Annotated in this window: 14 protein-coding genes; 7 read left to right on the plus strand and 7 right to left on the minus strand. The window is 64.4% G+C overall.

The genetic code is table 11. The annotated features are described in order from the left end of the window. Positions 1–36: 36 nt before the first annotated feature. From NE584_RS05045 to NE584_RS05070, 6 genes are all read right to left on the minus strand, one after another. A complete protein-coding gene (locus NE584_RS05045; RefSeq protein ID WP_108980554.1) occupies positions 37–786 on the minus strand; it encodes a zf-HC2 domain-containing protein in 750 nt (249 codons plus the stop codon). Then, positions 776–1,270 carry an RNA polymerase sigma factor gene (locus NE584_RS05050; RefSeq protein WP_108980553.1) on the minus strand — a complete coding sequence of 165 codons (495 nt, stop codon included), beginning with the start codon at positions 1,268–1,270 and terminating at the stop codon, positions 776–778. Before NE584_RS05050 ends, NE584_RS05045 begins: the two co-directional genes overlap by 11 nt. Positions 1,271–1,575: 305 nt before the next feature. Then, positions 1,576–2,832, minus strand: a complete 1,257-nt coding sequence (locus NE584_RS05055; RefSeq protein ID WP_108980552.1) for a WYL domain-containing protein — start codon at positions 2,830–2,832, stop codon at positions 1,576–1,578. Positions 2,833–2,841: 9 nt separating this feature from the next. After that, a complete protein-coding gene (locus NE584_RS05060; protein ID WP_050623450.1) occupies positions 2,842–3,567 on the minus strand; it encodes an NAD-dependent protein deacylase in 726 nt (241 codons plus the stop codon). Positions 3,568–3,595: 28 nt separating this feature from the next. Then, entirely contained in the window at positions 3,596–4,540 is a 945-nt protein-coding gene (locus NE584_RS05065) for a hypothetical protein (RefSeq protein WP_108980551.1), read from the minus strand. 754 nt (positions 4,541–5,294) lie between these two features. Beyond that, positions 5,295–5,522 (minus strand): helix-turn-helix domain-containing protein, encoded by a 228-nt coding sequence (locus tag NE584_RS05070; RefSeq protein WP_050623448.1) that lies wholly within the window; start codon positions 5,520–5,522, stop codon positions 5,295–5,297. Positions 5,523–6,200: 678 nt separating this feature from the next. Here NE584_RS05070 and NE584_RS05075 point away from each other — a divergent pair. Together NE584_RS05075 and NE584_RS05080 are read left to right on the plus strand one after the other, a co-directional pair. Next, the gene (locus NE584_RS05075; RefSeq protein WP_108980550.1) at positions 6,201–6,698 is read left to right on the plus strand and encodes a hypothetical protein; all 498 of its coding nucleotides are present in this window, start codon (positions 6,201–6,203) and stop codon (positions 6,696–6,698) included. 72 nt (positions 6,699–6,770) lie between these two features. Then, positions 6,771–8,918 carry a Tex family protein gene (locus tag NE584_RS05080; RefSeq protein WP_108980549.1) on the plus strand — a complete coding sequence of 716 codons (2,148 nt, stop codon included), beginning with the start codon at positions 6,771–6,773 and terminating at the stop codon, positions 8,916–8,918. A 44-nt stretch (positions 8,919–8,962) separates the two neighbouring features. On the opposite strand, the gene NE584_RS05085 is transcribed toward NE584_RS05080, so the two are convergent. Then, a complete protein-coding gene (locus NE584_RS05085; protein WP_108980548.1) occupies positions 8,963–9,442 on the minus strand; it encodes a hypothetical protein in 480 nt (159 codons plus the stop codon). A 216-nt stretch (positions 9,443–9,658) separates the two neighbouring features. On the opposite strand from NE584_RS05085, the gene NE584_RS05090 reads away from it, so the two are divergent. Genes NE584_RS05090 through NE584_RS05110 form a run of 5 tightly spaced genes read left to right on the plus strand, consistent with a single transcriptional unit; the run spans position 9,659 to position 13,883 of the window. Beyond that, complete coding sequence (locus tag NE584_RS05090; protein ID WP_108980547.1) at positions 9,659–11,641, plus strand: type IIA DNA topoisomerase subunit B; 1,983 nt, start codon at positions 9,659–9,661, stop codon at positions 11,639–11,641. Between the two features lie 32 nt (positions 11,642–11,673). Further along, positions 11,674–11,940: a hypothetical protein gene (locus NE584_RS05095; RefSeq protein WP_108980546.1), complete on the plus strand. Its 267-nt coding sequence runs from the start codon at positions 11,674–11,676 to the stop codon at positions 11,938–11,940. 23 nt (positions 11,941–11,963) lie between these two features. After that, positions 11,964–12,641, plus strand: a complete 678-nt coding sequence (sdaAB, locus tag NE584_RS05100; protein ID WP_108980545.1) for an L-serine ammonia-lyase, iron-sulfur-dependent subunit beta — start codon at positions 11,964–11,966, stop codon at positions 12,639–12,641. Beyond that, entirely contained in the window at positions 12,641–13,504 is an 864-nt protein-coding gene (gene sdaAA / locus NE584_RS05105; RefSeq protein ID WP_256182074.1) for an L-serine ammonia-lyase, iron-sulfur-dependent, subunit alpha, read from the plus strand. Before sdaAB ends, sdaAA begins: the two co-directional genes overlap by 1 nt. Before the next feature lies 1 nt (position 13,505). Beyond that, positions 13,506–13,883, plus strand: a complete 378-nt coding sequence (locus NE584_RS05110) for a hypothetical protein (protein ID WP_108980544.1) — start codon at positions 13,506–13,508, stop codon at positions 13,881–13,883. Positions 13,884–13,920 lie beyond the last annotated feature (37 nt).

The raw sequence follows: 13,920 nt of genomic DNA on the forward strand, positions 1-13,920 counted from the left end.
GTCCTGCCCCTGCTTTTTCTGCGGTTTCGTTCCCGTTCACCGCACGTAGTAGTTCTCAAAGGGAACGGTCTCCCCCCTGCGGTCCACTGCCCGGAGGGCCAAGTCCTCCGCCCCTTCTCCCAGAGTCACCAGCACCGCGAAGGGCTCCCCCGGGGCCACCGGATATGTCTGCCGGACCGTACCGCTCTCCGGGTCGGTCACCTCGATCCCCTCCACCTCCTCCACTCGGTTCAGCGAGACCACCAGCAGTGTCTCCCCGTGCTGCACCACATACACCCCGGTCTCCTCATGGCCGGTGCCGCTGGCCCGAAAGTGATAGCCGAAGTCCAGCCCAGGCTCGTTTTCATAGTAGGTGTAGCGCAGGCTGGAGCCCTCCTGATAGAGGAAAAAGGCCATGTCCCCGTTCCGCGCCTCTGACAGCACCACCGGCTGCCCCTCCTCTCCCCGGTCCCGCTCCGCCAGCTGCCAGCCCGGTATCCCGAAGCGGACGAACTGGGAGGCCGCCAGCATGGCGGCAATGAGCAGCAGCGCCACCCCGGCGGCTGCGGCCGTCACCCGCCGCTCCAGCCGGCGTCGGATGCCCTTCTCCCAGGCCCGGACCTCCCCTCCGTCCGTCTCCGGCGGAAGGACCACCCGCCCCCGCAGCTGCTCCAGCTCCCGGCGGCAGACGGAGCAGGATCTGAGATGCTCCTCCACCAGGGCCCGGGACTCCTCCCCCGCCGCGCCGTCCACATACAGGGGCAGCAGATCCTGGATCACCCCGCAGCCCATGGGTCTATCCGCCATGCTTCTCCTCCTCCAATCCCGCGATGATCTTCTGCTTGGCCCGGTAAAAGGTCACCCGCGCCCAGCTCTCCGTCCGCCCAAATACCCGGGCGATGTCCCCAAAGGGCAGTTCCCCGAACACCCGCAGATGGAACACCTCCTTGTAAGGCTCCTCCAGGCCGTGGAGCAGGCAGTGGAGCCGCAGGGCCTCCTCCCGGTCCTCCAGCGCCTCCGTCAAAGTGACTCCCGCCGTGTCCGGCAGCTCCCGGGGCAGCTGGATCTCGGTGTTCCGCTTCCGCCGCGCCTGGTCCAGGAACACGTTCCGGGCAATGGTGTACAGCCAGGCCCGCAGGTCGCTCCCCTCCCGGAACTGCCCGGCGGAGCGGACGGCCCGGAAAAAGGTCTCCTGGGTCAGTTCCTCCGCTATTCGGCTGTCCCGGCACAGGCTCAGGAGGTACCGCTGAAGCTCCCGGAAGTATTCCTCATAGATGCGTCCAAAGTCCAACGGGCTCCCTCCCCTCTGTCTGTATAACGGCCAAGGGGCGGATCTGTTACAAGATCCGTCCGTTTTTTGTTTGCGGAGGGCTCCGTCCGTCAGGGCCGCCCCGGAAGCAGCTGTTTTTACACCTCCCTCAGAGAGGGGGGGCCTGTCCATCCTGTTGATCCGGCCCCGCAGAAGGACGCCCCCACGCCTTCCCCCTTGGGGGAGGCGTGGGGCTCCGTCTATTTCGCAGGGGCGCATATCATGCGCCCGACACCCTGCACGGAGAAAAGCCGGCCAGCCGCAGGCCCTGCCCCAATTGCCATTTCCTACTTCCGCCACCGCTTCAAGGTGGGGAGCCAGGCCCGCAGGAGCCTCTCCGCCTCCTCCTGGGGGCCGAAGGGATGTCCGTTTTCCTCATTGAATTTCAGGTCAAAGGCGATCATGTCCTCCACTGTGGCCTCCGGCGCGGTGAATGCGCCCCTCTGATAGCACCAGCGGCAGTAATCCCGGTTGGGGCTTCCGTCGGCGTTGCTCCCCATGTCCTCGGAGGCATCCAGGGGCATGCCGCAGCACTGGCAAAAGATCCGCTCTTCCATATCAGGTTCCTCCTTTTGTTCGGGAGGGGTGCTCCCCTCCTCTGTGCCCTCAGGATACGCCTGGATACCTGACATGGAATGTCCAGTTTCATACAGGGCCGCGATCTTTTTCCCAGTCCGGCTCAGGACCTCCCGCCAAGAGGCAGGGGCGAGCACCTCCACCTGGTCTCCGAAAGAGAGAAGAAAGCCCAGCAGCCACCCGTCCTGAGGAAAGTCACACTCCACCAGCAGGCAGCCGTCCTCTCCCGCCCAGATCTGGCCCGGGGCAAAATAGTCCCGCACCCGCCAGGCCGCGGAGGGGGCAAAACGGAGGGTCAGGGTCCCATTCTGCCGCTGTTCCGGGGAAGGAACCTCCAGCTGCTCCGGCGGTCGTCTGGGAGGAAAGCCCTCCCGTTCCAGACACAGCCCCTCCATCCGCGCAAGTCGAAAAATCCTCCAGTCCCTCCTGGCAAGACAGAACGCCTGGAGATACCAGCAACCGGATTTGAACACCAGCTTGCCCGGCTCCACCCTGCGGCGGGTGCGGGTGCCGGAGGAGGCGTAGTAGGTGAAATCCAGCAGGCGGCGCCCCAGGATGCCTTCCCTCACGATGCGGAAATTCTCCCTCTCCTGCTCCCCGCTGCCCCAGTCGGTGAAGTCCACCTCCACCCAGCCCTCCGCCTCCCGCCGGAACAGGGCGGACAGCCGTTCCAGGGCCTCCGCCCCCTCCAGCCCGCCGGTGGACAGCAGGGCCCGCAGGGCAAAGAGCACCTCATCCTGCTCCCTGGGGGAGAGGAGGCAGCGGTCCAGCACGAACTGATCCATCAGGCGGATGCCGCCCCCCTGTCCCCGCTGGGTATAGACCGGCACACCGGCGGCGGAAAGGGCGTCCACGTCCCGGTAGATGGTCCGCTCCGACACCTCGAAGCGCTCCGCCAGCTCCCCGGCGGTGAGGGCGCGGCGCTCCACCAGCAGATAGAGCAGCTCAAACAGGCGGCCGTTTTTCATCCCGCGCCCTCACACCACCGCTACGCCGCCCAGGATCTCCCCGATGGGGCCGGCGATCACCAGGTCGGCGTGGGCGTCGTAGGGGGTGGGGGACTTGTTGATGAGCACCAGGCGGTGCCCCCGGTAGTAGTTCACCAGGCTGGCGGCGGGGTACACCGCCAGTGAAGTGCCGCCGATGATGAGCATATCCGCCCCCTGGATGTCCGAAAGAGCCCCCTGCAGGGTATGCCCGTCCAGCTGCTCCTCATAGAGCACCACATCGGGCTTGACGATGCCCCCGCAGGCACATCGGGGCACACCTCCGCTGTCCCGCACGAACTCCACGGGATAGGCCCTGCCGCACCTCATGCAGTGGTTGCGGTGGACGCTTCCGTGGAGCTCCCACACCCGCCGGGAGCCCGCCCGCTGGTGCAGTCCGTCGATGTTCTGGGTCACCACACTGGTCAGCTTCCCCGCCGCCTCCAGCTCCGCCAGCTTCCGGTGGGCCGGGTTGGGCTGGGCGTCCAGGCAGAGCATCTTCTCCCGGTAAAAGCGGTAAAATTCCTCCGGTCGGGCATCAAAAAAGCTGCGGCTGAGGATCTCCTCCGGGGGATAGTCATACTTCTGGTGATACAGCCCGTCCACGCTGCGGAAGTCGGGGATGCCCGACTCCGTGCTCACGCCCGCCCCGCCGAAAAAGACGATGCGTCTGCTCTCATCGACCCATTTCTGCAGGGTCCTCTGCTCCTGTTCCATATCCATGCTCCTTTCCTGGCCGCTGTCCTCACATGCCGGCCAGCAGTCTCTCCCGCTCCCGCTCCAGCTCGGCGGCCCGCTCCGCTGTCCGGTCCCGCTCCCGGCGCAGCTGGGAGAGCAGGTCCTCCACCTGGGCCGCCGTCTCTTCCGCGGAACGCCGGGCCGTCCCGATCTTGTCCTGGATGTACAGGTCCACGAACAATCCGTCGAAGAAATAGTCCGCAAAGGAAGTGAACTCCCCCACCTGAAGGTCGGGCACCCGGAGCTGGGACACGTCGGCCAGCTCGGTGCGGAAGCGGCTTATGGCCTGTCGGGCTTGGAAAGTCGCGTTTTGCGCATCGTTCATACGTCCATGCTTGGCCATGGTGGCCAGCATGCCGCCCCCCAGGATGTCCCAGGTGCCCCAGCCTGCCGCCGAGTCCAGCTGGCCGATCATCTGGTCCAGAGCATAGCCCACATCTTTTCCCGCACATATGGCCTCATCCAGCTCCCGGATCTGGGCGCCCAGGCTGTCCAGATCACAGCCGATCTGGATCAGGCGCTTCGCCCGCTCCCCTCCCGCCTGGCAGAGCAGTTCCTCCTTCTCCTCCATCAGGGCCTTCCAGCGCCCCCTCAGGCCCTCCAGACCCGCCCGCTCCTTCTGGGCCGCCTGAAAGCGGGCCTCCAGATCCTCCAGATCACGGCGGGCCGCGTCATAGCGGGCTTTGGCCGCCACCGCCTCCCTCCGCTCTTGGTCCAGCCGTTCCGCCTGCTCCCCCCGAATTCTGGCCAGGAAGGAGGCAAAGGAGAGCCGCTCCAGCTCCTCCACATCCTCCTGCTCCCGGTACAGCACCTTCAGGGCGTCCTCCGCCGCCCGCTTGCGCTCCTCATGCTGGGCCTTCAGATCCTCCATCACGGCGGACAGCTTCCGGGCCCGGTCCAGCTTCTGCCGCACCTGCTCCAGCTCGGCGTTGATATCCTCCAATGTCCTCACAGCAGTCCCTCCTGTTCTGTCTTTGTTTCAGGGGTCTCTTGTCCTTCATTATACCATGGTTTTCTCCTCGGGGACAGTGGGAGATGCAGGGGAAAGGGGGTACCCCCCCCGGGGCGTACCCCCTTTCCCTATCCTGTGACTGGGACGCGGAAAGAAAGACCCCTCATCCGTCACGGCATCCGCCGTGACACCTTCCCCCCTGAGGGGGGAAGGCTTTTCGGGCGGCTGGAAGCCGCCCCTGCGAGGAGATATCTTCAGCTTTTGCGCGCCCGCTGATTTCGCACCTGCTGCCCCTATTCTGCCAATCCAGGCGCGACACCACCGCGGGGTGTGCATGCCCATTGGACACACCAGCGGCGGTAGCGCAAACGGGGGAACTGTGTGTCGTCCCCCACCCGCGCCGGACGCCGGTGCCATGTCCAAGGCCCGCGTCTCTCGCATCGGGGGGCCGGGGGAAAGCGGACTGCGGGCCCCAGGCGGAACGCACGTGGAGCCGTGGTCCCGCCGGGAGCGTTCCCCGGCGTCTCTTTGGTTCCTTTCTGGACGCTCAGAAAGGAACCAGCCCCGCAGGGCGGAACCTCTCTGGTAGGTCCCATGACTGGAACAGAGACGGGAGTAGGAAGACCCCTCATCCGTCACGGCATCCGCCGTGACACCTTCCCCCCTGAGGGGGAAGGCTTTAGGGGCGGCACAAAACAATAGGACCGGGCCGTCTGGTGATGCAGACGGCCCGGTCCCAACTTTATTTTCCTTTTCAATCCTTCGGTTTCAGCAGGAGGTACGGTTCTACCCCCAGTTCCTTTGCAATATCACACAGCATATCCATGGATATCCCGATGGAAGCCCTCTCGATTTTGCTGACATGGCTCTGGTCGATCTCCAACCTGTCTCCGAGCTGTTCCTGACTCATATCTTTCATATTTCGATAATAGGCAATATTGATGCCTAATGTTCTGTATAGGCGGTGATATGCAGAGTTCATAAGCTAAACCTCTGCATATCATTATAAATTAACTGAGATTTTTTACCAGATATTCAAACTGCATATATATGCATTGTGAATATCTTCCTGGACAGCCCTCCCTCTTATATCATGTATCTTGAGCAAATGTGCAAGATTATCGTTGGGCCGCTCCCATTGAACGCACTCGCGGCAGCAACGCGAACAGGGGGCCGCAACCCCTGCCAGGCCGGAAACACTAGGCGCAAAGCTGGCACAGCGCATGGACCCAAATGACGCAGGGCATCAGCGGCAGCGGCGCAAGGCGCTGGTCAGTGCGAAAGCATTGCCACGCCGGTCAGGTTTCAGACAACTCCGCTCGGTGGCTCACGTGCCTGGGAGGCCGGGGGAAAGCGGACTGTGGGACCCAGGCGGAACGCACGTGGAGCCGTGGTCCCGCCGGGAGTGTCCCCCGGCGATCCTTTGGTTCCTTTCCCATCGCTGGGAAAGGGACCCGCCCCGCAGGGCGGAACCCCTTTCGCCATCCCACGGCTGGGACACGGGAAGGAAGACCCCTCATCCGTCACGGCATGCGCCGTGACACCTTCCCCCCAGAGGGGGAAGGCTTTGGGGAAAACGGCACGCCGCCCGACAGGGGCACCGGGCTCTGCAGGAGGGCGTGCTTTACAGAAAACTGTTGTCTTTGAGGGAGGAATCCGGATGAAAAAATTCAAGCCCACCAAATTCGACGTTATGGTCCTGGGGCTGACTGCGCTTTTCCTTCTGGTCACCGGCCTGTACTTCGTCGTCTCCAACGGTGCCTTCTGCCCCCTGTGCCAGGACTACTTCATCAGCAACGGCGAGACCTACATCTGGGACACCAGGGGCGGCTATCTGGAGCCCCTGTCCGTCTACCGCCACTGTCACTCCGACGGCGTCTCCATGCTGGACATCAAGACCGGCATGCACAGCGAGTGCTCCTCCACCGCCCGGACGGGCATCGTCCGCTTCGCGGATGACCCGGGCCCCCATCCTCTCTACTGCCTCCGCCACAGGCCGGACCAGTCTCTGGGCCGTTTCCAGATGCTGGACCAGAACCAGGACTACACGGTCGTCTGGGGGCTCCGGGCAGGGGAGGCCGTTCAGGCGGAGGACTGTTTTCTCACTCTCACCTGGGACGGGGAGTGGGACCAGTGGGAGATCCATATCACCTGGTGACCCTTTCCCCCTGGACTTTTTCTTCCAATTCGGTTACACTGGGAGGGATTTCTGAACCAAGGAGACTTTTGCATGGACGCCATCCTTCAAACGCTCGCCCGGGAGCTGGAACGCTCTCCGGAGCATGTACAGAATGTGGTGACCCTCATCGACGAGGGTGCCACCATTCCTTTTATCGCCCGCTACCGCAAGGAGCTCCACGGCTCCATGGACGACCAGCTGCTGCGCCGGCTGGCGGACCGCCTTCAGTACCTGCGGAACCTGGAGGCCCGGAAGGGGGAGGTCGCCGCCGCTATCGAGAACCAGGGCAAGCTCACCCAGGAGCTCTCCGACGCCATCGCTGCGGCCGCCACTCTGGCGGAGGTGGAGGACCTGTACCGCCCCTATAAGCAGAAGCGGCGCACCCGGGCCACCATCGCCCGGGAGAAGGGGCTGGAACCCCTGGCCCGGCTGCTCTCCGCTCAGGGCCCGGCGGTGGACCCCCGTCAGGCGGCCCTGGACTTTCTGGACCCGGACAAGGGGGTGGAGACGGCGGAGGACGCCCTCCAGGGGGCCAGCGACATCCTGGCCGAGGAGATCTCCGACGACGCCGACATCCGCAGGGAGCTGCGGCAGCTGTATCTGCGCCGGGGCGTGCTGGCCTCCCGGGCTGCGGCCAAGGAGCCGGAGGACACGGTCTACCGCCTGTACTACGACTTCAAGGTCCCGGTGGGCCGGGCCCAGGGCCACCAGGTGCTGGCCGTCAACCGAGGTGAGCGGGAGGGGGTGCTCAAGGTCACGGTGGAGCTGGACCCGGAGACCGCCCACGTGGCGGTGCGCCGGGCCGTGGTGCCCGGCGCGGCCTGCATGGACTTTGTCCGGGCGGCGGCGGACGACGCCTATGACCGCCTGATCCAGCCCTCCATGGAGCGGGAGATCCGCGCCCACCTCACTGAGCAGGCGGACGAGGGTGCCATCCACAACTTCGCCCTGAACCTGAAGCCCCTGCTGATGCAGCCCCCGGTGAAGGGGCGGGTCACCATGGGGCTGGACCCGGGCTACCGCATGGGCTGCAAGGTGGCGGTGGTGGACGGCACCGGCAAGGTGCTGGACACGGCGGTAGTCTACCCCACCTATGGGGAGCGGCAGAAACAGGAGGCCATCGCCAAGCTGTCCCATCTGGTGAGAAAGCACGGCGTGGAGCACATCGCCATCGGCAACGGCACCGCCAGCCGGGAGACCGAGCAGATGGCGGTGGAGCTGATCCACAGACTGGGGGGCGGCCTGAGCTATATGATCGTCAGCGAGGCCGGGGCCTCGGTCTACTCCGCCTCCAAGCTGGCCGCCGAGGAGTTCCCCGAGTACGATGTGAACCTGCGCTCCGCCGTGTCTATCGCCCGGCGGCTCCAGGACCCCCTGGCTGAGCTGGTGAAGATCGACCCTAAGGCCATCGGCGTGGGCCAGTACCAGCACGACATGCCCCAGGCCCGGCTGGGCGAGGCCCTGGACGGGGTGGTGGAGGACTGCGTCAACGCGGTGGGCGTGGATGTGAACACCGCCTCCCCCTCCCTGCTCCAGCGGGTGTCCGGCCTCACCGCCGCCACTGCCAAAAACCTGGTGAAATACCGGGAGGAGAACGGGGCCTTCACCACCCGCAGGCAGGTCCTGAAGGTGCCCAAGCTGGGCCCCAAGGCCTTTGAGCAGTGCGCCGGCTTCCTGCGGGTGCCGGAGAGCGCCTCCGTTCTGGACAACACCGGTGTCCATCCGGAGAGCTACGCCGCCGCGGAGGCGCTGCTGGCCCAGTGCGGCTACACCCTGTCCGACGTCAGGGCGGGGGCCATGGGGGCCCTGAAGGAGAAGGCGGAGGCCATGGGCCTGGAGGCGCTGGCCCGGGTGTGCGGCGTGGGCGTCCCCACCCTGGCGGACATCATCAAGGAGCTGATGAAGCCCGGCCGGGACCCCCGGGACGAGCTGCCCGCCCCCATCCTGCGCACCGATGTGATGGAGGCCCGGGACCTGAAGCCCGGGATGGAGCTCCAGGGGACGGTGCGCAACGTCATCGACTTCGGGGCATTTGTGGACATCGGGGTCCATCAGGATGGGCTGGTCCACATCAGCAAGCTGCCCCAGCGGGTGAAGCACCCCTCCCAGCTGCTTTCCGTGGGAGATGTGGTCACGGTGTGGGTTCTGGAGGTGGACGAGAAGAAAAAGCGCATCAGCCTGACCATGAAAAAACCGTAACACGGGTGCGGCGGCCGGAGGGGACACCTCCGGCCGCCGGTCTTTCATCCCTGGCCGCCCCTGACCGCCCCGCGGTCCCGGCCCAGCTCCTCCGGGGGCACCCCCAGCAGCAGCAGGGCCCCCGCCGCCGCCAGCACAGACAGGGGAGACATGTGATCCGGCAGGCGGAGGGGCAGCTCCTGCCGCTCCACCACCCGTCCCTCCACCGTCACCAGCTCCCGCTGGATGGCGCACCACAGCTGCCGCCCCTCCCGGCTGGACAGGGTCAGGGTGTCCCTGGGCCCGGTGCCGTAGCTTACCGCCGCCGCGGGGTCCAGCCCGGAGAGCAGCCCCCCCGCTCCGCCGGGCAGAAGCACCGTCCGGCACCCAGTGGGCAGCTGCCTCCTCCGCTCCGCTGCCCGGGGGGAGACCACCAGCAGCCAGGGTGATCCTCCCGCTACAGTGCGCCGGTCCCGCTCCCCCAGCTGCCGGCGCACCGCCTCCCCGATGCCCTCGCTCTCCTCGGCTACCCAGAAATTCTCCACAGATCCCGCCCCTTTCCTCCTCAGTCTGGGGCATTTCCCCTCTTTTTATTCCCGTCCCACCCATTCTTTCCCTTTTTTGTCTGTCTCCCAGCCTCTTTTTTCTGTCCCAGGCCGCTCCGCCCTTTTCTTGACTTTCTCCGTCCAAATGGGGTATTATTATAATTGTTATTTTGCGCGGTCCCGCGCCGCATTGTACTGTGAGGGATCTTTATTACTATGGCTCAGAAGAAACCCAGCTACGGCAACGAATCCATCTCCGCCCTAAAAGGGGCCGACCGGGTCCGCAAGCGCCCCGGCGTCATCTTCGGCTCCGACGGGCTGGAGGGCTGCGAGCATGCCGTGTTTGAGATCATGTCCAACGCCATCGACGAGGCCCGGGAGGGCCACGGCGATCTCATCATCGTCACCCGGTTCGAGGACAAGTCCATCCAGGTGGAGGACTTCGGCCGGGGCTGTCCGGTGGACTGGAACGAAAAGGAGCAGCGCTACAACTGGGAGCTGGTGTTCTGTGAGCTGTACGCCGGCGGCAAGTACGGCGGGGACGGCGACAACTATGAGTATTCCCTGGGCCTCAACGGCCTGGGCTCCTGCGCCACCCAGTACGCCAGCGAGTATTTCGACGCAACCATCTACCGGGACGGCTCCAAATACACCCTCCACTTTGAGAAGGGGGAGAATATCGGCGGGCTCCACAAAGAGCCCACTGACCGGGGCAGAAAGACGGGCTCCACCTTCCGCTGGAAGCCCGACCTGGAGGTCTTTACCGACATCGACATCCCCGTGGAGTACTACCTGGACGTGATGAAGCGCCAGGCTGTGGTTAACTCCGGCGTCACCTTCCGCTTCCGCAACCAGACCGGTGGGAAGTTCGAGACCACCGACTTCCGCTATGACAACGGCATCCTGGACTATGTCACTGAACTGGCCGGGGAAAATCCCCTGACCCAGCCTGTGTTTTGGCAGACCGAGCGGAAGGGCCGGGACCGGGAGGACAAGCCGGAGTACAAGGTGAAGCTGTCGGTCTCCTTCTGCTTCTCCAACCGGGTGTCCATCGTGGAGCACTACCACAACTCCTCCTGGCTGGAGCACGGGGGCAGCCCGGAGAAGGCCATGAAATCCGCCTTCGTCTCCGCCATCGACGCCCGGCTCAAGCAGCTGGGCAAGTACCAGAAGTCGGAGGGCAAGATCAGCTTCAACGACATCCAGGATTGCCTGGTACTGGTCTCCAACAACTTCTCCACCCAGACCAGCTACGAGAACCAGACTAAAAAGGCCATCAACAACAAATTCGTCCAGGAGGCTATGACTGATTTCCTCCGCGCCCAGCTGGAGGTCTATTTCATCGAGAACCCCTTCGACGCAGACAAGATCTGCGAGCAGGTGCTCATCAACAAGCGCAGCCGGGAGACCGCGGAAAAGACCCGCCTGAACATCAAAAAGAAGCTGTCCGGCTCCATGGACATCTCCAACCGGGTGCAGAAGTTCGTGGACTGCCGCACCAAGGACGTGTCCCGCCGGGAGCTCTACATCGTGGAGGGAGACTCTGCCATGGGGGCGGTGAAGCTCAGCCGGGACGCGGAGTACCAGGGCATCATGCCCGTCCGGGGCAAGATCCTCAACTGCCTCAAGGCGGATTACGCCAAGATCTTCAAAAACGAGATCATTACCGACCTGCTCAAGGTCATGGGCTGCGGAGTGGAGGTCCAGGACAAGCACGTGAAGGACCTGGCCTCCTTTGACCTGGACAGCCTGCGCTGGAACAAGGTGGTCATCTGCACCGATGCCGACGTGGACGGCTTCCAGATCCGCACCCTGATCCTCACCATGCTCTACCGCCTAACCCCCACCCTGATCCAGCAGGGCTATGTCTACATCGCGGAGTCCCCCCTGTACGAGATCACCTGTAAGGAAAAGACCTGGTTTGCCTACTCAGACAAGGAAAAAAACGACATCGTCGCCTCTCTGGAGGGAAAAAAGTGCGATGTGCAGCGCTCCAAGGGCCTGGGCGAGAACGAGCCCGATATGATGTGGCTGACCACCATGAACCCTGAGACCCGCCGGCTCATCAAGGTGATGCCGGAGGACGTGGAGCGCACCGCCCAGGTCTTTGACCTGCTGCTGGGGGATGACCTCCAGGGGCGCAAGAGCCACATCGCGGACAACGGCTACAAATATCTGGAGCTGGCGGACATCTCGTAATCATCTCATCACGAGCGGCAGGGAGAAGCCCAATGTCAGACGATTCCATTGTGATGTTTGGATTTTCCATCCTGTGTATCTTCTTTCTCCTGCTGGGCATCATCCTGTACAGGACTGACGCTGCAATTCAGGCCCTCTGCTATTTTAAGGACGGAGGCATCTATCTGGTCAAAAACGGCAGGCGACTTGCCGACGACACGCCGGAGGACCGCCGTCGGCTGGCCAGATGGCTGGGGCGCTTTGTGATCGGCCTTTCCTGCCTGATGTTTCTCTTTCTTTTATTGCTTTACTTCACATGAGATCGCAGCGGAGGAACACACCTATGAACCTGTTCGACATCCTGGGTCCCGTCATGGTGGGGCCCTCCAGCTCCCACACGGCGGGGGCGGTGCGCATCGGCCGCATGGCCCGGGCTCTGCTGGGGCAGGAGCCCGTCCGGGCCCAGCTGCTGCTCCACGGCTCCTTTGCCTCCACCGGAGAGGGCCACGGCACCCACCAGGCCCTGGTGGCCGGGCTGCTGGGCCTCTCCCCGGCCGACGTCCGGGTCCCAGACAGCTTCCGTCTGGCCCGGGAGCGGGGGCTGTCCTTCTCCTTCGGCACCTGCGTCCTGCGGGACGTCCACCCCAACAGCGCCCTCATCCGTCTTGAGGATGCCGGGGGCGGACAGCTGGAGGTGGGGGCCTCCTCCCCTGGGGGCGGGCGCATCCGGGTCTTTCAGGTGGATGGACTGCACACCTCCTTCAGCGGGGAGCTGCCCACCCTGGTGGTCCACAACACCGACCAGCCCGGCTGCGTCAGTCAGGTCACCGGCGTGCTGGCCAGGCGGGGCCTCAACGTGGCCACCCTCCAGCTCAATCGGGGCGGCCGGGGCGGCAGCGCCGTCATGGTCATCGAGTGCGACCAGCCTATCCCCGAGGACGCCGCCCGGGACGTGCGGGCCCTGCCCGGCATCCTGCGGGTCACCCGCTACACCCCGGAAGAACAGGAGGTGCCCCTTTGATCGCCTTTGACTCCATCGCCCAGATGCTCCAGGATACGGAACAGTTCGGCCTGCCCCTCTGGGAAAACATTCTGGAATCCGACTGCCGGCGGCAGGACCTGCCCCGCGCCCGCTCTCTGGAGCGGATGGGGGCCATGCTGGACGCCATGGTGCAGGCGGACGAGAGCTATCAGGCCCAGGACCGCTCCCACAGCGGCCTGTCTGGGGGTGACGGGGCCAAAATGACCCTGTACGCCGCCGGGGACCCCCTGTGCGGCCCCCTTCTCTCCCAGGTGATGGCCGGGGCTCTGCGGATGGGGGAGTGCAACGCCTGCATGAAGCGCATCGTGGCCGCCCCCACGGCGGGGGCCTGCGGCGTGCTGCCCGCGGTGCTCCTCCCCTGCGCCCGGCACTTCTCTCTCTCCAGGGAGCAGCTGGTCCAGGCCCTGTATGTGGCCTCCGGCTTCGGAATGGTCATCGCCGCCCGGGCCTCCATCTCCGGGGCCGAGGGCGGCTGTCAGGCGGAGATCGGCTCTGCCGCCGCCATGGCCGCCCCCGCCCTGGTCCACCTCCGGGGCGGCACTCCCTCCATGATGGCTCACGCCTGCGCCATGGCTGTGAAGAATCTGCTGGGGCTGGTGTGCGATCCTGTGGGCGGGCTGGTGGAGGTCCCCTGCGTCAAGCGCAACGTCATCGGGGCCATGGACGCCCTTTCGGCGGCCCAGATGGCTCTGGCCGGCATCGAGAGCCGGGTCCCCCCAGACCAGGTTCTGGACGCCATGGCAGAGGTGGGCCGTTCCCTGCCCCCCTCCCTCCGGGAGACGGGAAAGGGCGGCCTGGCCGCAACACCCTTTGGGATGGCGTACGCACCCAAGGAGGGGTGATATGAAACGGCTCACACATCTCTTTTTCTATACACTGGCATCCATCGCTTTTCTGAATGTCTTCTCACACAGTTTTCCCTCTCTCCCCGCTCTGTACGCCTGCATGACCATTTTCTCTCTGTTATTCGGTGTATCCTTTCTGACGGCCAGCGGAATGCCTTCCGCCTGGACAAGTCGGAAAGTTTCCTCCGCCGTATGGGATCACTGGAAAAAGATCCTCGGAGCTCTGTTTTTGCTCAATGGAGCGCTCTGCCCCACAGGTTTTCTTCTGTGGTTTTTTCTGCGGTTCGACCAGGATCTTATTTTATGTACTCAAATCTTTGGATCTTTGAGCATTTGTTTTGCCAGCCTGATCCCTCTATATCGGGCAGATGCGTGATCTCTTTCAGTGTTTGATTGAAAATGTCCCCCTAAGC

It is taken from the genome of Clostridium sp. DFI.5.61, assembly GCF_024462915.1.
Classification (GTDB): domain Bacteria; phylum Bacillota; class Clostridia; order Oscillospirales; family Oscillospiraceae; genus Lawsonibacter; species Lawsonibacter asaccharolyticus.

Coding starts and splice junctions, on each gene's coding strand:
- NE584_RS05045 (WP_108980554.1), bottom strand. CDS start 786: ATGGCGGATAGACCCATGGGCTGCGGGGTGATCCAGGATCTGCTGCCC.
- NE584_RS05055 (WP_108980552.1), bottom strand. CDS start 2,832: ATGAAAAACGGCCGCCTGTTTGAGCTGCTCTATCTGCTGGTGGAGCGC.
- NE584_RS05060 (WP_050623450.1), bottom strand. CDS start 3,567: ATGGAACAGGAGCAGAGGACCCTGCAGAAATGGGTCGATGAGAGCAGA.
- NE584_RS05070 (WP_050623448.1), bottom strand. CDS start 5,522: ATGAACTCTGCATATCACCGCCTATACAGAACATTAGGCATCAATATT.
- NE584_RS05075 (WP_108980550.1), top strand. CDS start 6,201: ATGAAAAAATTCAAGCCCACCAAATTCGACGTTATGGTCCTGGGGCTG.
- NE584_RS05080 (WP_108980549.1), top strand. CDS start 6,771: ATGGACGCCATCCTTCAAACGCTCGCCCGGGAGCTGGAACGCTCTCCG.
- NE584_RS05090 (WP_108980547.1), top strand. CDS start 9,659: ATGGCTCAGAAGAAACCCAGCTACGGCAACGAATCCATCTCCGCCCTA.
- NE584_RS05095 (WP_108980546.1), top strand. CDS start 11,674: ATGTCAGACGATTCCATTGTGATGTTTGGATTTTCCATCCTGTGTATC.
- sdaAB (WP_108980545.1), top strand. CDS start 11,964: ATGAACCTGTTCGACATCCTGGGTCCCGTCATGGTGGGGCCCTCCAGC.
- NE584_RS05110 (WP_108980544.1), top strand. CDS start 13,506: ATGAAACGGCTCACACATCTCTTTTTCTATACACTGGCATCCATCGCT.